The sequence below is a fragment of the Lysinibacillus sp. NPDC093210 genome, from assembly GCF_044753985.1.
In the GTDB taxonomy this organism is placed as follows: Bacteria; Bacillota; Bacilli; order Bacillales_A; family Planococcaceae; genus Lysinibacillus.
This window is the reverse complement of sequence record NZ_JBIVOE010000003.1, coordinates 188,290-205,869: the sequence shown is the minus strand read 5'-3', so window position 1 is coordinate 205,869 and position 17,580 is coordinate 188,290. Positions and strand designations below refer to the sequence as shown.

Here is a 17,580-nt window from a genome sequence, read left to right as displayed (position 1 = left end):
GCTTAAAGAAGCGCGAAATTGAAAGGAGCTATCGCTTTATGAATATGGATTACGATTTATTTATGCAAGAAATTTTAAAAACAGCACGTGCAGAAATTGAGGCTGCAGGCTATGAGCAATTACGCACACCAGAAGCTGTTGAAGAGGCGTTTGCTCGTCCAGGTATAACATTAGTGATGGTAAATTCAGTATGTGGCTGTGCGGGAGGCATTGCTCGACCAGCAGCAGCTCAATGTGTACATTACGATAAACGACCAGATCATTTAGTTACTGTATTTGCAGGTCAAGATAAAGAAGCAACAGCAGCTGCTCGTTATCACTTCGGTGAAGACCACCTACCATCTTCTCCATCATTTGTTCTTTTAAAAGATGGACAAGTAGTAGCTGAAGTTGGCCGTTATGAAATTGAAGGCCATGATCCAATGTCAGTAGTGACAAACTTACAAGCAAATTTTGAAGAATATTGTGAAGAACTTTAATATTTTTCAATAATCTCCATACCTATGCATGGTGAGATTATTAATAGGGTTTAGCTTTTATTCATTTGGCTAGAGTGACTTGTGCACTTTAGTCAAATCCTTTTGGAATTTTTGTAATATTGGCTAAATACATGTCTTGCTGACTAAAAATTTTTACTAGATAAGAAAAGCTTCAAATGAATAATTATTCGTTTTGAAAGTTGCAGGATGGGAGGCAGTCGACTTGAAGAAATTTTCAATCGGCTATCGTACATTAAAAACAGCAATCGGGGCAGCTATTGCCATTGCGATTGCGCAGTATTTTGAATTGGCTTCTTATGCTTCAGCTGGTATTCTAACGATCCTATGTGTGCAGCCAACAAAGAAAAAATCACTTCATGCTGCTTATACCCGCTTTGTCGCAAGCATAGTTGGTATGCTGTATGCATTTTTGAGCTTTGAGCTATTTTCTTATCATCCGCTCACTTTGGCAGGAATGCTTGTATTGTTTATACCGACTATTGTGTCGTTAAAGGTAGCAGATGGCTTTGTATCAAGTGCGGTCATTATTATGCATATATACGCTGCTAAAGGCTTTTCGTTAGCACTTGTTACTAATGAGTTTGCTTTGATGGCTATCGGTTATGGTACTGGAATAGCGATAAATATGTATATGCCTGACATTCAAAAGGAATTAAATTACTATAGAGTTAAAATAGAGGAACTATATAGAAAGATTTTTTTAGAAATAGCCAGCTATTTAAGACAAGGAGATACATTATGGGATGGGCAGGAAATTATTCAAGCTATCAAAACGTTGAATGATGCCAAATCATTAGCTTTTAAAGATGTTGAAAATCATTTTACCCGAAGACAAAATGATTACTATGTATATTTTGATATGCGTGAACAACAGCTTGAAATAATTGAACGAGTACTCCCAAAAATAACCGCACTACCTGTTATAGTACAAGAAGCTGAAATCGTTGCGGACTTCCTACAAGATCTTGGAGAGCATGTCCATTCAGGAAATACTGCAGGCCATTTTAGGGAGAAATTAGAGCTAGCAAAGAGAGATTTTGCCGAATTACCGTTACCGACAAATCATCAAGAGTTTATTGCTCAGGCTGCGCTCTATCAATTCATTGAAGAAATGGATCGTTATTTAGAGATAAAGCAATCATTCAAGGGTTTAAAGGTAAAAGGAAAGCGCCCACAGTAGTGTGGACGCTTCGCACTTTCTTAAACTAGCATTGATAAACCAAATGCAAGAGATGAGATTATCATAATTGCAATCATAGTATAAACAACGATTTTCTGAAATTTTTTATTACTCATATGCTCGTTCGCTCCTTCTTTTCTTATAAATAGTTTAGCAAATCTGAAAAATTTCTCAAGTAGTAGAGTTTTGACAAAAAAATCTGTAAAATAGGGTATGTACCATAACAGAAGGAGATGTCACCATGGAGAAAGTAGACCATATTGGGATTGCAGTGCGCGATCTTGATGAACGCATTACATATTATACAGAAACTTTAGGTTTAAAGTTACTGAAAGTGGAAGAGGTTGAATCTCAGCAAGTTCGTGTTGCATTTATCGACGCTGGCAACGTGAAACTGGAATTACTAGAACCGATGAGCGAAAAAAGTACTATTCACGGATTCATCGAAAAGCGTGGCGAAGGTATTCACCATGTTGCTTTCGGTGTAACAGGAATTCGTGAGCGGATGGCAGAACTTCGTGAAAAAGGTGTGCGCCTTTTATCAGAAGAGCCAGGACCAGGTGCTGGTGGTGCAGAGGTTGCTTTCTTGCATCCTAAATCATCTTTCGGTGTGCTATATGAATTATGTGATAAAAGTGGAAAAGGGGAAAAGTGATTAGTATGGATATGTTCGATAAAATTAATGACTTATATGATCGTAAGACGGTAATTGAGCTTGGCGGTGGCTATGAACGCATCGAAAAGCAACATGAAAAAGGTAAGCTAACTGCTCGTGAGCGTATTGAATTATTACTAGACGAAGGTACGTTTTTCGAAATTAACCCATTCATTACACACCGTACAGTAGATTTTGGTATGGACAAAATGGAAGGCCCTGGCGACGGCGTCGTAACGGGTTTTGGTAAAATTAACGGACGTCCAGTTTACTTATTCTCTCAAGATTTCACTGTATTTGGTGGAGCACTTGGTGAAATGCACGCTAAAAAAATGGCGACAGTAATGGATCTTGCTGCTAAAAATGGCACACCGTTCATCGGCATTAATGATTCAGGTGGCGCACGTATTCAAGAGGGTGTACTTTCTCTAGATGGTTACGGACATATCTTCTACCGTAATGCGATTTACTCTGGTGTTATTCCACAAATATCAGTAATTATGGGACCTTGTGCAGGTGGAGCAGTTTATTCTCCAGCTATCACTGACTTTATCCTAATGGTTGATAAAACATCTCAAATGTTCATTACTGGCCCAAAAGTTATTGAAACAGTAACTGGTGAAAAAATCTCTGCTGAAGACCTTGGTGGCTCTAAAGTGAATAATGCAGTAAGTGGTAACGCTCACTTCCGTGCACCATCTGAAGAAGCAGCCATTGATCAAATTAAACAATTATTAAGTTACTTACCACAAAACAATAAAGAAAAAGCACCTCGTCAGTCACGTCCTGAAGGTGACGATTACCGTCCAGAAATCGTGGATACTGTTCCAATCGAAACAACTCGCCCATACGATGTGCGTAAAGTAGTGGAACAAGTAGTAGACGAAGGTTCATTCATGGAAGTTCACTCTGAATTTGCGAAAAATGTAGTAGTAGGCTTTGCGCGTATTGCAGGTGAATCAGTAGGGCTTGTATGTAACCAACCTAAAGTTTTAGCTGGTGGTCTTGATATCGATTCTTCTGATAAGGCAGCCCGCTTCATCCGTACTTGTGATGCGTACAATGTACCAATTATCACATTTGAAGATGTTTCTGGATTCTTCCCAGGCGTAAAACAAGAGCACGGTGGAATTATCCGTCATGGTGCGAAAATCCTTTATGCATATTCAGAAGCAACTGTACCAAAAATCACAGTAATTTTACGTAAAGCATATGGTGGTGCCTACGTTGCACTTAATTCTAAATCAATTGGCGCTGACCTAGTATTCTCTTGGCCAAATGCTGAGATTGCTGTAATGGGTGCAGCGGGTGCTGCAAATATTATCTTCGCGCGTGAAATTGCGAAGTCAGAAGACCCAGAAGCAACGCGTGCTGCGAAAATAGAAGAGTACAAAGAGAAGTTTGCCAATCCTTACGTGGCAGCATCTCGTGGTATGGTGGATGATGTTATCGATCCACGCGATACACGTATTAAACTTATCCAAGCATTAGATATGCTGTCAAACAAACACGAAACGCGTCCAGAGAAAAAACACGGAAACATTCCGCTATAATAATGGACAAACCCAGTAGCCATTTGGTTGCTGGGTTTTTGTATGAAAGATAAAACAATAGTCAAATAAAAGAAATTTATAAAATGGCAGATAATTGAAACATTTCTTTCGCTCAACCGTACAAATATAAAAGGGGAGTTGAGATGAATGGAATGGCAACAATTACAGACTGAGCAGGAAAAACTTCAAGGACAGCTGAGAAATGCTAAGCGATTAAGAGAACAAAGGTTTTTAATTGAAGGGCAAATCGAGCATGCACAGCAGGAAATTACTAAGCATTCTACGGAACACAATCAAATTCGTATGAAACTTGATAAACTAGAGGGCTTTTCGTTTATGAATATGATACGTACATGGACAGGACAACAAGATGAGCTACGTGCAGAGAAAGTCGATAAGGCAGCCATTTTGGAATTGAAAATCAAGGAAGCAAAAAAGATGCTTACAGATTTAACAACTGATTTTGAGCAGGTAAATCAAAAGCTTAAGCAAATTAATGAAAAGCAACTGCAAGAAGCATTAGACATACTACATATAAAAAAGAAAAGCTATCTCCAAATACATGACCCCGAAGTTGCGCAGAAAATAGAACAGCTTGCAAATGAAGAGCTTATAACGAAACAGTTGATTTCTGAAATAAAAGAAGCGGAGGATGCGGGTGACATTGCGCTTACTAAACTTGGGCAGGCAGCTGCATCTCTGCACTCAGCGAGTGGATATTCGACATGGGATACGTTTTTTGGTGGTGGTCTTATCGCCACACATTTAAAGCATGATGCGCTTGATAAAACCGAAAGTTACCTTCATAATGCACAAATTGCTTTGCAACGATTTCATAATGAATTACTTGATGTACAGGATATGTCTACTAAATCTTTGCAAGTTGAAACAGATGGCTTCGTAAAATTTGCAGATTATTTCTTTGATGATATTTTTTCGGCTTGGTCAGTCCATTCAAAAATTTCTACAGCAAGAGAACAAGTATCACGTGTACAGGATGATGTACATAATACAATTAGACGTTTGCAGGAAAAACATAATAGAGCACTTGAATATTTGGAAGTATTACAAACAGAAAAGAAAGTGATTTTACAACTATAAAAAGCCTGTGGAAAGAGTTACTCACACTCTTTTCACAGGCTTTTAGTGATTTATAATACAAATTAAAGAAGTTACTTCTAGCGCATTATTCCAACTCTTCAGTCAATGTGCTAAACTAATACATATATTATGACGTGGAAAAACACGTAAATCAAGGGAGTTTTACAACATGACAAGTCGTTTAGTAGAAGAGTTTTTTGAGCTCGTACAAATCGATTCAGAGACAAAACACGAACAGCTTATTGCACCAGTTCTAATTGAAAAATTAACAGCACTTGGTTTTTCTGTAGTGCAAGATGATGCACATACTCGCAATGGTCACGGTGCTGGAAATATTATCGCGACATTAAAAGGTTCTTTAGATATAGAGCCAATCTATTTCACTTCCCATATGGATACGGTTGTACCAGGAAAAGGTATTAAACCTTCTCTTCGTGAAGATGGCTATATCGTTTCAGACGGCACAACGATTTTAGGTGCTGACGATAAAGCTGGTCTAGCAGCTATGTTTGAAATGGCAAAACGTTTAAAAGAGCAACAAATTGAACATGGTGACATCCAGTTCATCATTACAGCAGGAGAAGAGAGTGGTCTAGTAGGAGCGAAAGAATTGGATCCTACTGCTATTATCGCAAAATATGGCTTTGCAGTTGACAGTGATGGCAAAGTTGGTGGAATAGTGACAGCAGCGCCATTCCAAGCGAAAATTTTTACGAAAATTATCGGTAAAACTGCGCATGCAGGTGTTGCTCCTGAGAAAGGGGTATCTGCAATTACTGTTGCTTCAAAATGTATTGCACAAATGAAGCTTGGGCGATTGGATGAAGAAACAACAGCGAATATTGGCCGCTTTGAAGGTGGGCAAGCTACAAACATCGTGTGTGATGAAGTGAATATTTTAGCAGAAGCACGTTCAATTGATAAGGCTAAGCTAGATGCCCAAACAAAGCATATGCAGGATACGTTTGAGCAAGTTGCAGCTTCAATGGGTGCACGTGCTGAAGTAGAAGTAAAACTCATGTATCCAGGCTTCCGTGTAACAGAGTCAGATAAAGTCGTGCAGGTAGCTATGGCGGCAGCGCGTAATATTGACAGAACACCTCAATTAGGTATCTCTGGTGGAGGCTCTGATGCAAATATTATTGCAGGTTTTGGTATTCCTACGGTTAACCTATCAGTAGGGTATGAAGATATTCATACAACAAATGAAAAGATTCCTGTAGAAGAATTAGAAAAACTGGCAGATTTGCTAGTTGAAGTCGTTAAAGAAACAACTAAACACGAGCGCTAAAATAGAAGGAAGTGACCTCATGGAAAGTGTAAAGGCAGTAGTATTTGCATGTGGTACAGAGGAATATGCTGTACCGGTGGAGCAAGCAATATCCATTGAAAAATTAGAGCAAGTAACCCCGATTCCGCATTTACCAAATTATTTACTAGGTTTTACTAGAAATCGAGGAGAACTTATTCCAGTATTAGATTTTGAACGTATACTCTATAACCGTACGTCAAATGCACCGACAGCACGTGTTATTGTGCTAAATACAGATGTAGTGAACTACGGGCTGCTCGTGACAGAAGCTAGAGAAATTCTCGATTTAGATGAATCTGTTTTAAAGCAAATGGGTCTTGTTAATTATTCAAAAACACGCTATTTTACAGCTGTAGCGAATTTAGAAAATCGTATGATTACTTATGTAGACCCAAAAATACTCGTAAATTCCTTAGATGGCATTCGAGAAATTATCAATTATTTACACAAAATGCTTGAAAATGAGAAAGAAAACGTACAAGCCTAAGTATTATATGACGAAAGGCAGTAAGATTTCTTTTAAAAACCCCCTCCAACTAACAATGTTGGAGGGGGTTTTCATTTGGATTAAGAAAGTCGACCACTGTAGTCTTCAAACTTAAATTCACGAATTACTTTAATGCCTTCTTCATCGTTATAAGAAACGATAGATGGCAGGTTTACACCGTTAAACATATGATTTTTTACCATTGAGTAGTGAGCCATATCAGTGAAAACAAGGCGATCTCCTGGTTTTAAGGGTTCCTCAAATGAGTAATCACCGATAACATCACCAGCAAGGCATGTAAGCCCGCCTAAGCGATATGTGTGTGCTAGCTCATTTGCTTGTCCTGAACCGATAATCATTGGACGGTAGGGCATTTCAAGCACGTCTGGCATATGACAAGTTGCAGAAGTGTCCAAAATAGCTAAGTCCATCCCGTTTTTCTGAATATCTAGAACCGTTGCTACTAAATAACCTGTATTGAGTGCCACAGCTTCACCAGGCTCTAAATAAACAAGGAGATTGTATTTATCTTGAATATAATTAATGATATTCACTAGTTTTTCAACATCATAATCTTCACGAGTGATATGGTGACCACCGCCGAAGTTTAGCCATTTCATTTGGTGTAAAACATCACCAAATTTTTCTTCGACAACTTCAATGATGCGCTCTAATGTATCAGAGTTTTGCTCACACATCGCATGGAAGTGTAAGCCATCAATACCGTCAAGTTGAGATTTGTCGAAGTTAGCTAATGTTGTACCAAGACGAGAGTTAGTATAGCAAGGATCGTAAAGTGCTGTTTCAATTTCAGAGTATTCAGGATTTACGCGAATACCACATTCAATTGTTTTCCCAGCAGCTTTTACCTTGTCTTTGTACTGAGCCCATTGGTTGAAAGAGTTAAAGACGATGTGATCCACATAGCCAAGAAGCTCGTCCATCTCATGCTCTACATAAGCAGGTGCATAAACGTGAACTTCTTTCCCCATTTTTTCATAACCAAGACGCGCTTCAAATAGAGAGCTTGATGTAATACCAGCTAAGTATTCACCAACTAAAGGGAATGTTGAATGCATCGAAAACCCTTTAAGTGCAAGTAAAATACGGCAGCCAGTACGATCTTGTATCGACTTTAAAAGCTCAAGATTTTTTGTTAATAGTCGTTCATCCACTACATATGAAGGTGATGGAACTTTTGTGAAATCAATTGGTTTCATCGGCTATGTTCCTTCGCATCTATCTCAAGGTCAAGTAATTCTGGATTATGGCTTTCTTGCCATGGAAGACCCCATTTATTTAAAGCATCCATGTATGGATCTGGATCAAATTCTTCTACGTTCCAAACGCCAGGCTTTTGCCATTGACCGTTCATTACAAGCATTGCACCGATCATTGCAGGTACGCCTGTAGTGTAAGAAATCGCTTGTGAACCAACTTCGTTATAGCACTCTTCGTGGTCACATACGTTATACACGTAGTAAGTTTTTTCCTTGCCATCTTTTAAACCACGGATAATACAGCCGATATTTGTTTTACCTTTTGTACGCGGCCCTAGTGATGCTGGGTCTGGTAATACTGCTTTAAGGAAGTGGATTGGCTGAATCATTTGTCCTTCGAATTCGATAGGTTCAATTGATGTCATGCCTACATTTTCTAATACTTTTAAGTGTGTTAAGTATTTTTCAGAGAATGTCATCCAGAATCGAATTTGCTTTAGACCTTTAATGTTTTTTGCAATTGATTCTAATTCTTCATGATACAGCAGGTAAATATCTTTTGGACCAATTTCCGGTAAGTTATATACTTCTTTTTTCTCAAGTGGTGCTGTTTCAATCCACTCGCCATCTTTCCAGTAACGACCATTCGCTGTAATCTCACGAATGTTGATTTCTGGATTAAAGTTTGTTGCGAAATGATAACCGTGGTCACCAGCGTTGGCATCTACGATATCGATATAGTGGATTTCGTCGAATTCATGTTTTTGAGCATGCGCAGTGAAAACGCCTGTTACGCCTGGATCAAATCCACTACCAAGAAGCGCAGTTAAGCCAGCTTTTTCAAACTTTTCTTTATAAGCCCATTGCCATTTATATTCAAATTTTGCCGTTTCAGGTGGCTCGTAGTTTGCAGTATCCACATAGTGCACACCTGTCGCTAAGCAAGCATCCATAATCGTTAAGTCTTGATAAGGTAACGCTACGTTAATAACAACATCAGGTCCGAAGCTTTTAATAAGCTCGATTAATTCCTCAGTATTGTCAGCGTCTACCTGTGCAGTATGAATCTTTGTTTTTCCGCCGTCTAGTTTTTCTTTTAGAGCGTCACATTTTGAAACAGTTCTGCTTGCGATACAAATTTCCTCAAATACGTCCGAATTCTGAACACACTTGTGTACCACAACACTGGCTACTCCGCCAGCTCCTATAATCAATGCTTTACCCAATTGTCTACCCCCAAGTTCATATAAAGTATTGTCAAACAAGCTGATTATACAGAAAATTGATATACTACTCAATCATTGTTTTTAAATTTCTACAAAAAAATTTTTTTTTCTACATTTATTAGGCACACTCAGGGGGGAATACCTAAATTGTGTGAGTGACTGACACTGAAGTTCACAGCACTTTCCGTGAGGACGTTTTAAGGAGAAACAATCGTTACGCATGGCTTAATACGCCTTACGTTACGTGTGTTCTCGCATAGTCTTGGTGGATTATTACTTGGATATTTATAAATTGTTTGAGAATTGTGTGAGTGACTGGCACTTAAACTTGACGCTCTACGTCCCCCCATAAATAAAAAATGATAATCAGTAGCGTACTTAATAATCCCATCACGAGGCCATAGGTGCTGAAGGCCACTTGTACTTGACTTTGCAAAGCATAAATGAAAATGGCTCCTAGTATAAGTAAATTGCCCATTATTAGTAATAACAGATGAAAACGTCTATTCATAGCAAGCCCTCCTAAAATGAAATTTACTAGCCCCAAAGATGAAGAAATTTTACTTCAATTATCTCATAATTCAGAAAAATATCCAAATAATAACTATTATTATAATGAAAAACTAGAAATTAAAATTAAGACTATTGTATTTACTCCCAAACTAGCCAGTTTTCTAAATTTTTGCTTCAATCATTAGCATGTCGTAAACTGAATGTTTTCGAGAAGTAACAATAGGGTGACATTATGTATATTAAAAAAACGGGTTATTCATGCATTGGTTTTCATGATAACTACTGTTTTTCTCTCTAAAGATGGTAAACTACCTATAAGACTTTTCTTTTGGTGAAGGTGAGGATTATATAGTGATAAAACAATTTAATGAACAAGTACAACAAGTAAATGAATTATTTGTAAGTGGTCAAGTAAAAGAAAGCTATAATTTGGCTAAAGCATTATTAGTGGATGAATCATTTGAAGCAGATACTTCGTTTCCAACTATTCAACAGCATGTGGCACTTTTAGAGGCAAACGGATATGCCAATATGCCAATCCCAAATGCTGAAAAAGTGAAGCAAAGTGTTGAACGCGTAGATGGATCGTATCCTGAGCGTGATGTCCTCGCCGCATATATAGGAAGTCAGGACGATGAGCAATTTGGCAAAGTAGTGGATGAACTATTAGCGGGGGCTATTGAAGCACAGGCGAATGCATACTATATAATGGCTGAATATTTTGTACTCGCAGAAAATCCTGATAAAGCAATGGTGCAATATGCGGAGGCTATTAAACTACAGCCCAATATTGCACTTTACTGGGGAGCATTTGCACAATTTATTAACCGTCTGGAAGCGAGCCCATATTTAGCACTTCGTCTCATTGAGGAGGCGATTCAGCTAGATAGTATGAATCCGCGTTGGTACTATATACAAGGGAATATCTTTTTCCAGCTAGTGGCATCTACAAAAAATTTAAGCTACATACCTGCATTGGAGGAAGCTTGGCAAAAGGCGAAAAAGCGTTGCTCTGCTAAGCAAGTTGAGTTAAAGGTGGAAATTGCTAAGTCTGAGGATCTACTAACTCAATGGAAGAAACAGATGTTGTAAGTAGGAAATAATTCTATATTATAAGAGGCACTTCAATTTCTATGCAAAGCACACTATGCATATTTATAAATTATTTTGGTGACTGGCACTGAACAAGTTTGCGTTCTAGCAGGATTTTAAGTGTTTTTTTTAATTGAATTTTTATAAATTGTTTGGGTGACTGGCACTTAATAATGAATAAATATAAAAAAATAAGCTAATTCTGTATTTTTATGCTAGAATATTTATATAAACGGACGTAAGAAGCTTATTTTATAGCATGAAAGAAGTGTTTGTTTGAGTTTATATGTTGCGTATGTATTAGTTGGACTTGCTATTGCAATGCCTGTTGGAGCCATTACTGTCGAAATGACAAAGCAGGGGTTAAAAAATGGCTTTATACATGGCTGGGCGGTAGGGCTTGGAGGGATGACGGTTGATGTAGTATTAGTTTTTGCCCTTTATATGGGACTAGCTACTATATTAGCCATGCCGATAATTCAACTACCAATGTGGATTATTGGAGCCGGGTTTTTGTTTTTACTTGGGCTAGATTCTATAAAAAACGCCGACAAGGATATTACGCTTGCGGGTGAAAAGGTGACAAAATCATTTTTCGCATCGTATCGAAATGGGCTGCTAGTGGCCATTTCGCCAGGAAACCTCGTTTTTTGGGTAAATGTATTTGGTGTTGTTCTAGCAAAATCATATAATCAAGATGAATCGGCAAGCTTCCTAGTAATAGCTGCTGGAATACTTAGTGGTATTTTACTGCACGACATAGGTTTAATGACAATTGTTTCAGTTACGCGTAAGGCGATGAGTCGTAAGATGATTAAAGCACTTACAATGATATCAGGAGTCTTATTAATTGGTTTCGCAGGTTATTTCATTTATGAGTTTATTCAAGGAATAAAAATGTACAGATAAAAAAATAAGCATCGACAAAAGGCATTGAGAAGGGGATTCTCAATGCCTTTTATGTTGCAACAAAACACTATATTAAGCATAAAAAAGACTATAAACGATTCGTCTATAGTCTTTGAAGCTGTCATATGCAATGGTTATGCAGTAATTTCATGATGTTCATGAATGCAGGCTAAAATTTCTTCTGCTACTTGATGAGCCAAAGTTAGTTCAGAAGTAAAGCCTACACACGAACAGTTCATTTCCCCTAAAATGTAACAATCTTCACCTGTTTCATTTGTATCAAGCATGAAATCAGCTGTCCAAATAAGTGGTAGGTCGTAATTGCCTAATAAGTTAGTTACAAGAGGTAGCTGTGTTAAAAAGTTTTGTACAAGTTCTTCCCAATCCTCTGGTTTGTCGTAGCGATATTGAGCACCTGAGAAAAGTGTTGCACTAAAGGCATCTTCACTATCCGCTGGTTTTTTATGTACCACGTGAACTGGTTTGTCACGCAACATAAATAAGCGGATTTCGCCTTCAGTAATACGTGGAAGGAAACGCATATCAATTAGCATACCGTTTGTGCCAGTGATGTACTGCTCGCAAAATGTCATAAACTCGCCTAGCTTCCAATACTCTACGTGATTATCTTTTGCTTCGGTACATTTAATTTCGGCATCAAGAGGTACTTCAGTAGTACCATCAGCAAGTGGTTCAACTAGCTTTACTCGCCATATACCTTCGCCAGTAGAGCCTCTGTTTTGCTTTAATACACGCTCAGTAATCGCAAGAGAGGTAGGGAATTGTGCCTTAAATGCGTCAATTGTGTAATAAGCAAAAGTATCATCGGGTACTAAATTTGTAGAGACTAATTTCGATAATACATCTTTCGAACCGTAGCCAATCATTGCATCTGGATGTGGCATGCCAATGACACCAGCTGCACATAAATCACGAAGCATCTCAAAATATTCTTCCTCGTGTTCTAGATTACCAGGGTTAATGCGAGATACATAGGCAATACCATGTTCTTTGACGTATTCAAAAATTTCGTCTTTCTTTGTGATATCAAAGAACACTACTTCCGCATCTTGTCCACGTTGTTTAAGTGCATTTACCATCGGCATCGTATCCTGTCTGAAGCCATCGGGTCCCTTATCAGTGCCTCCACGTACTTCGAAGAAAATTACTTTTCTATTCATATACATACCTCCTTATTTTCATGATATTTTTTAGTATACTGGACAAACAAGGAGAAAAGATATATGAAATATGTAAATTTTATATATAATTTCATAGTTGGAATTTTCAATCTAGTAGTTTATAACTAATATTTTTTGGAATTATCTAATTTTAAAGTAGTCTACTCATTAATTGGATTTTTATTCCAACTTAAGCTGTTTTTTCTGAAATACAGTAAGATATAAAATCATGCATAGAATAAGTAAAGTACCCAGCATTTGGAAGCCCCCAAAGGGAATTTGTAGCCAAAGTACACTTGTTAAAACAGCCGTTAATGGTTCCAGGCTACCAAGTAAGCTTGTTTCTTTTGGTGATAAATAATGCAAACTTGCAATATAGAACCAGAATGCAAGCATTGTCCCAAATATAATGATAAAGAAAAAGTAAGCGCTCGTTGCAATGGTCCAGGTAGATAGATCAATATGCCAAGGCTGATAAAAAATGCTCATCACTGAACCCCCAATTACCATTGCCCAACCGACCACAAGTAAAGAATGAAATTGCTGTAAAAGTGGCACAGCATACAATGTATAAAAAGCGACCGAAAGCCCCGATAACACACCCCAAATTACGCTCATCATTGGAACGGAAAGTGTTGAAAAAGAGCCATTCGTCAGCAATAAAGTAGTACCTGTAAGTGTAAGTATTACTGCAATTCCATCCTGCTTCGTTATTTTGCTATGTCTTTGGATGATATAAAAAGCGATGATGAAAAGAGGGGCTAAATATTGCAGTAAAGTCGCTACAGCAGAATTGCCGATAGCAATCGACATCATGTATGTGTATTGTACAGCGAGCATACCGAGTATACTAAATAGAATTTGTCTAAAAGCATCTTTCTTTGTTCGCCACATGACAAAGATGGATTGCTGGCGGTGTGTAATCTTGTAGATGGCAATTAACAGGATGCCTGCTAACAGAAGTCTACTCGAAACGAGCCAACCAACCTCAATTTGTTCTTGTTGGAATAGTTTTTGCGCGACTGTTCCACCAATTCCCCAAAAACTTGCACCAAGAATGACAAGTATAAAACCAAAGATATGTTTTTTATTTTGTTGATTTATCACTATAGCATCTCCTAAACTATCAATATAAAGTTATTATAAACACTTATTACAAGGCGAAATATCGAATTATATGGTTAAAAATATCAATATATTGAGGTGGTTACAATAGCACTAACGCACATTAAAGTAGCAAAGGATTTACAGGAATTAACGTTACATGGCTCGAATGCATTTCCAGTCGCATTATATGAAACGTATTTGCGGTTAGATCGGCGTGATTTTTTACCATTACATTGGCATAAGGAAATTCAATTTGTCTATGTGGTAAGTGGACGTGTCAACTATCGTGTAGGTGCTGATGTATTAGTACTTGAAGAGGGCGATGGCTTATTTGTCAACGCAGCATGTTTGCATGAAGCGAAACCTTATAACGTTGAACAGTCCAAGCTTTTTTGTATTAATGTGGATCCTAAATTATTGGGAGGACATGAAGGGAGTATATTGACAGCTAAATATGTGAGCCCATATGTAGAAAATAATAGACTGCCCTTTGTAAAGCTTTCTGGAGAGCTTGCGCAAGCTGTTGAAAGAACGGCTCAACTATTAAAAGAACGAAATGCTTATTTTGAAATTCAGGTGTGGAGAACATTATTATTGATATGGGAATCGATATTAGTGCAATCAAAGTTAACAGTGGAAACGATGCAGTCATCTATAATTGTTCAACACGAGCGTGCAAAAGAAATGCTCGATTTTATCCATTGCCATTATCAAGAAAAAATAACGCTTGAAATGTTAGCTGCACATGTTTTTATAAGCAGGGAAGAATGTAGTCGTTTCTTTAAAAAAATTGTTGGTATCACACCTTTTACGTATCTTTTACATTATCGTTTACGAAAAAGTATAGAACTTTTGCGAGATAGTGAGCATTCCATCACTTTTATTGCTTCGCTAACTGGCTTTAGTACAGTTAGCTACTATATTGAACGGTTTAAGGAGTATACGGGCTATTCACCGCATGTGTATCGTAAAAAATTTCTAGCACAACAACGGAATATGGAATAACAGGACAAATCAGTGAACAATCAATGACAAGTTTGAAAATAATACGCAGTTTGTTTAGTGAAAGGGTTTGCAAATAATACCAAATATTTTAAAGTTATTTATATAGTTAAATGTAGAATTAGAAGCGATAGTAATCTAAAAGGAGTGATACGACATGATAGCCTTAAAAAAGAAGCAAAATATTTGGCTTGTGTTTTTATTGGCTGTATTAATTAGCAACTACTCGCTTTATAACACTGAACTGGGTTTGTCGATTTTACCAGCCGAAACAGCAGGCGTTGTACTCGGTTCATTACTCGATTTTATAATCGTTATACCGGTGTTATTTATGCTTTATAAACGAAAGTTTTCTGTCAAGCGAGCGATTATTTTAGCCGCTTCAGGCTGTATTGCTGCACGTTTTATTATTCCAATAGATCATTTGCAGCCATTTGTTGCAGTAACATGGGTTGGTTTTGCGGTTGAAGGGGCACTCATCGTTATTGAAGTTTTATTTGTTACAACACTTGTCTACTATATGCCTAAAATTTTAAGAGATGTACGGGCAAGTGCACTACCAGATATTTTCTCTTTTCCGCAAGCTGTTGAAAAACATGCACCTAAATACCCTATTATTCAATTGCTCTGTACAGATTTACTCGTTCTTTATTACGGGTTTGCAAGTTGGAAGAGAAGAGAACGCGCTGGATTAACTTTGCATAAAAGCTCCAGCTATATCGCTTTTCAAATGATGATGATACATGCAATCGTCATAGAAACAATCGGAATACATTGGTGGCTTCATGACAAATCAATGATATTATCTATCCTATTGTTAATGCTTAATGTATACTCGGTCCTATTTTTCATTGCCGATATGCAGGCAGTTCGCCTTAATCCTATCTATGCAACAAATGATTCACTTTATTTATCTTTAGGTTTAATGAAACGAGCGACTATTCGCTTTGCTAATATCGAGAAAATGGAAGAAGACCCACAACTGTTAAAAGAAAAATTATCGAAGGATACTATTGATTTTATCGCACGTGATTTTGGAGAAGCATATCCACAAATCATGCTGAAAATGAAAGAACCAGTTGAAGTAACGTTTATGTTAGGCTTTAAAAAAAGATATAACAACGTGGCGATTAAAGCCGATCAAGAACATGAATTAAAGGAAATACTACAGCAGGGAATGGAAAATAATGAAGGATGATGTTGACAAGCAAGCGCCTCGCACACACTTGTGCGAGGCTTTTTTATTTGAATACGCTTATAGGAAATTGTATGTCTGTAATAATTGCTTAGATAGCCACCTTTATGTATTGTAATATCAATTGCCATCCGGTCAGTTTCTTTGCTATGCATACGAAGGAGCATAGAAAGTTTCATCAATGTTAGTGATGCTATTACTTTTTATTCGGGAAAATTATATAGGAAAAGCTAATAATAGCATCAATTATTAAAATGATGCCCCAAACTTTCATTACTTGTAAAAGGGAAGATGTATCAGTAAGTTGACCGATAAATACGATCATTGCATATAATAAACTAGCACTAATTACGTAGGCAATGACATGTAGACCAAGCATTTTTATTTCATGAATACCTTTTGCTAGTCCTGTTAATCGTTTCTTTTCAACTGGCAGTTTTAAAAACCACTGTTGAAACTTTTCATCTGCCCAAGTAATCATCGTTTTACCATATGCTATTGAGACACCTATATAAACAGCGGCGATACCGTGAGAAATGGATGCTGGTGTCCCTGCTCGCAAATCCATGGCAGTTAGCAATACTAATAGTAGGTCAATAACAGGTGTAAGAGCAAAAAAGAGTATGCTAAGTTTAGGCTTTTTAAAACGGTATCTACAAACCAGACCTATTAAGATGACAATCCAAAAGGCTATTTCTGCAGTAATAATCCAAGCAATCATAAAATATTCTCCTTATTTGATACAGTTGTATTTAATTAAATTTACCATATGTTTCAATGTAATACACAAGTAAATTGCCCATCTAGTATTAATCTAGATGGGCAATTGCTTTTAGTATGTCCTCGCTAACAGCCTCCCAAAATTGTTGCTGTACTAAATCATTATATGTATATAGCTCTTTATTTTGTACGTGTCCATAAATTTCAGCAATTGTTTCCTTGTGAAACTGTAGGCGATGATTTAATGCTTGTCGTTCTTCTTCGATACAAAAAATCTTATAGATATCCGCTAGTCGTTCGAGCTTAGCACACTTTTGTTTTGTCGCCTCATATTGGACTTGATGAAAACGACCTACTGCCGTTAGCATCGAGATTTTTGCACGATGCTCAGCTTGTAATGTGCGATATTCTTCCTGACGTATGGCCAAGCGGTACCAAAATTCATAACGCAACGGTAAATCCCTTATTTCATAAGTAAGTAATGAATTTAAAATACTGCTCACTTGTTCATATGGTTCAATGATTTTCTCAGATTCTTTAAATAATCCAAACATTATGCCACCCCCTGTCTTGTTTAATACTACAGAATAGTATTAAAATCCTTTTAAATTTTTGAGTAATTGACGA

Annotated in this window: 19 protein-coding genes; 11 read left to right on the top strand and 8 right to left on the bottom strand. The window is 37.3% G+C overall.

Annotation, left to right across the window (positions count from 1 at the left end; genetic code table 11):
* Positions 1 to 38: 38 nt before the first annotated feature.
* Both ACIP9C_RS10230 and ACIP9C_RS10225 read left to right on the top strand, forming a co-directional pair.
* A complete protein-coding gene (locus tag ACIP9C_RS10230; protein ID WP_340823892.1) occupies positions 39 to 479 on the top strand; it encodes a BrxA/BrxB family bacilliredoxin in 441 nt (146 codons plus the stop codon).
* 223 nt (positions 480 to 702) lie between these two features.
* Positions 703 to 1,680: an aromatic acid exporter family protein gene (locus tag ACIP9C_RS10225; RefSeq protein WP_401010244.1), complete on the top strand. Its 978-nt coding sequence runs from the start codon at positions 703 to 705 to the stop codon at positions 1,678 to 1,680.
* A gap of 20 nt (positions 1,681 to 1,700) precedes the next feature.
* Here ACIP9C_RS10225 and prli42 read toward each other — a convergent pair whose 3' ends face one another.
* Positions 1,701 to 1,796, bottom strand: a complete 96-nt coding sequence (gene prli42 / locus ACIP9C_RS10220; RefSeq protein WP_340823895.1) for a stressosome-associated protein Prli42 — start codon at positions 1,794 to 1,796, stop codon at positions 1,701 to 1,703.
* Positions 1,797 to 1,921: 125 nt separating this feature from the next.
* Here prli42 and mce point away from each other — a divergent pair, with 125 nt between their 5' ends.
* From mce to ACIP9C_RS10195, 5 genes are all read left to right on the top strand, one after another.
* Positions 1,922 to 2,335, top strand: a complete 414-nt coding sequence (gene mce, locus ACIP9C_RS10215) for a methylmalonyl-CoA epimerase (protein WP_340823896.1) — start codon at positions 1,922 to 1,924, stop codon at positions 2,333 to 2,335.
* Positions 2,336 to 2,340: 5 nt separating this feature from the next.
* Positions 2,341 to 3,888 carry an acyl-CoA carboxylase subunit beta gene (locus ACIP9C_RS10210; RefSeq protein WP_401010241.1) on the top strand — a complete coding sequence of 516 codons (1,548 nt, stop codon included), beginning with the start codon at positions 2,341 to 2,343 and terminating at the stop codon, positions 3,886 to 3,888.
* Between the two features lie 147 nt (positions 3,889 to 4,035).
* Positions 4,036 to 4,989 (top strand): hypothetical protein, encoded by a 954-nt coding sequence (locus ACIP9C_RS10205; RefSeq protein ID WP_401010239.1) that lies wholly within the window; start codon positions 4,036 to 4,038, stop codon positions 4,987 to 4,989.
* A gap of 169 nt (positions 4,990 to 5,158) precedes the next feature.
* The gene (locus ACIP9C_RS10200) at positions 5,159 to 6,280 is read left to right on the top strand and encodes a M20/M25/M40 family metallo-hydrolase (RefSeq protein ID WP_401010237.1); all 1,122 of its coding nucleotides are present in this window, start codon (positions 5,159 to 5,161) and stop codon (positions 6,278 to 6,280) included.
* 19 nt (positions 6,281 to 6,299) lie between these two features.
* Complete coding sequence (locus tag ACIP9C_RS10195) at positions 6,300 to 6,788, top strand: chemotaxis protein CheW (RefSeq protein WP_401010235.1); 489 nt, start codon at positions 6,300 to 6,302, stop codon at positions 6,786 to 6,788.
* Positions 6,789 to 6,868: 80 nt separating this feature from the next.
* Here ACIP9C_RS10195 and nspC read toward each other — a convergent pair whose 3' ends face one another.
* The 3 genes from nspC to ACIP9C_RS10180 all read right to left on the bottom strand — a co-directional run bounded on the left by nspC (position 6,869) and on the right by ACIP9C_RS10180 (position 9,745).
* A complete protein-coding gene (gene nspC / locus ACIP9C_RS10190) occupies positions 6,869 to 8,008 on the bottom strand; it encodes a carboxynorspermidine decarboxylase (RefSeq protein WP_401010233.1) in 1,140 nt (379 codons plus the stop codon).
* The gene (locus ACIP9C_RS10185) at positions 8,005 to 9,234 is read right to left on the bottom strand and encodes a saccharopine dehydrogenase family protein (RefSeq protein WP_401010231.1); all 1,230 of its coding nucleotides are present in this window, start codon (positions 9,232 to 9,234) and stop codon (positions 8,005 to 8,007) included. The genes nspC and ACIP9C_RS10185 overlap by 4 nt, the downstream gene beginning before the upstream one ends.
* Positions 9,235 to 9,556: 322 nt before the next feature.
* On the bottom strand, positions 9,557 to 9,745 hold the full coding sequence (locus ACIP9C_RS10180; RefSeq protein WP_401010229.1) for a hypothetical protein: 189 nt from the start codon (positions 9,743 to 9,745) through the stop codon (positions 9,557 to 9,559).
* 353 nt (positions 9,746 to 10,098) lie between these two features.
* On the opposite strand from ACIP9C_RS10180, the gene ACIP9C_RS10175 reads away from it, so the two are divergent.
* Both ACIP9C_RS10175 and ACIP9C_RS10170 read left to right on the top strand, forming a co-directional pair.
* A complete protein-coding gene (locus tag ACIP9C_RS10175) occupies positions 10,099 to 10,839 on the top strand; it encodes a tetratricopeptide repeat protein (RefSeq protein ID WP_401010227.1) in 741 nt (246 codons plus the stop codon).
* A 276-nt stretch (positions 10,840 to 11,115) separates the two neighbouring features.
* The gene (locus ACIP9C_RS10170) at positions 11,116 to 11,748 is read left to right on the top strand and encodes a LysE family transporter (protein WP_401010225.1); all 633 of its coding nucleotides are present in this window, start codon (positions 11,116 to 11,118) and stop codon (positions 11,746 to 11,748) included.
* 134 nt (positions 11,749 to 11,882) lie between these two features.
* Here the strand turns inward: ACIP9C_RS10170 and ACIP9C_RS10165 are convergent, their stop codons facing one another.
* Together ACIP9C_RS10165 and ACIP9C_RS10160 are read right to left on the bottom strand one after the other, a co-directional pair.
* Positions 11,883 to 12,929 (bottom strand): Cj0069 family protein, encoded by a 1,047-nt coding sequence (locus ACIP9C_RS10165; protein ID WP_401010223.1) that lies wholly within the window; start codon positions 12,927 to 12,929, stop codon positions 11,883 to 11,885.
* A gap of 180 nt (positions 12,930 to 13,109) precedes the next feature.
* Positions 13,110 to 14,033 (bottom strand): DMT family transporter, encoded by a 924-nt coding sequence (locus ACIP9C_RS10160; RefSeq protein ID WP_401010672.1) that lies wholly within the window; start codon positions 14,031 to 14,033, stop codon positions 13,110 to 13,112.
* A 99-nt stretch (positions 14,034 to 14,132) separates the two neighbouring features.
* Between ACIP9C_RS10160 and ACIP9C_RS10155 the strand changes: the two genes are divergently transcribed.
* Both ACIP9C_RS10155 and ACIP9C_RS10150 read left to right on the top strand, forming a co-directional pair.
* A complete protein-coding gene (locus tag ACIP9C_RS10155; protein WP_401010221.1) occupies positions 14,133 to 15,041 on the top strand; it encodes an AraC family transcriptional regulator in 909 nt (302 codons plus the stop codon).
* Positions 15,042 to 15,195: 154 nt separating this feature from the next.
* Positions 15,196 to 16,236, top strand: coding sequence for a beta-carotene 15,15'-monooxygenase (locus ACIP9C_RS10150; RefSeq protein WP_401010219.1), 1,041 nt, complete (start codon positions 15,196 to 15,198; stop codon positions 16,234 to 16,236).
* Between the two features lie 193 nt (positions 16,237 to 16,429).
* Here the strand turns inward: ACIP9C_RS10150 and ACIP9C_RS10145 are convergent, their stop codons facing one another.
* Together ACIP9C_RS10145 and ACIP9C_RS10140 are read right to left on the bottom strand one after the other, a co-directional pair.
* Positions 16,430 to 16,954, bottom strand: a complete 525-nt coding sequence (locus ACIP9C_RS10145; RefSeq protein ID WP_401010217.1) for a hypothetical protein — start codon at positions 16,952 to 16,954, stop codon at positions 16,430 to 16,432.
* Between the two features lie 88 nt (positions 16,955 to 17,042).
* Positions 17,043 to 17,507, bottom strand: coding sequence for a hypothetical protein (locus tag ACIP9C_RS10140; protein WP_401010215.1), 465 nt, complete (start codon positions 17,505 to 17,507; stop codon positions 17,043 to 17,045).
* Positions 17,508 to 17,580 lie beyond the last annotated feature (73 nt).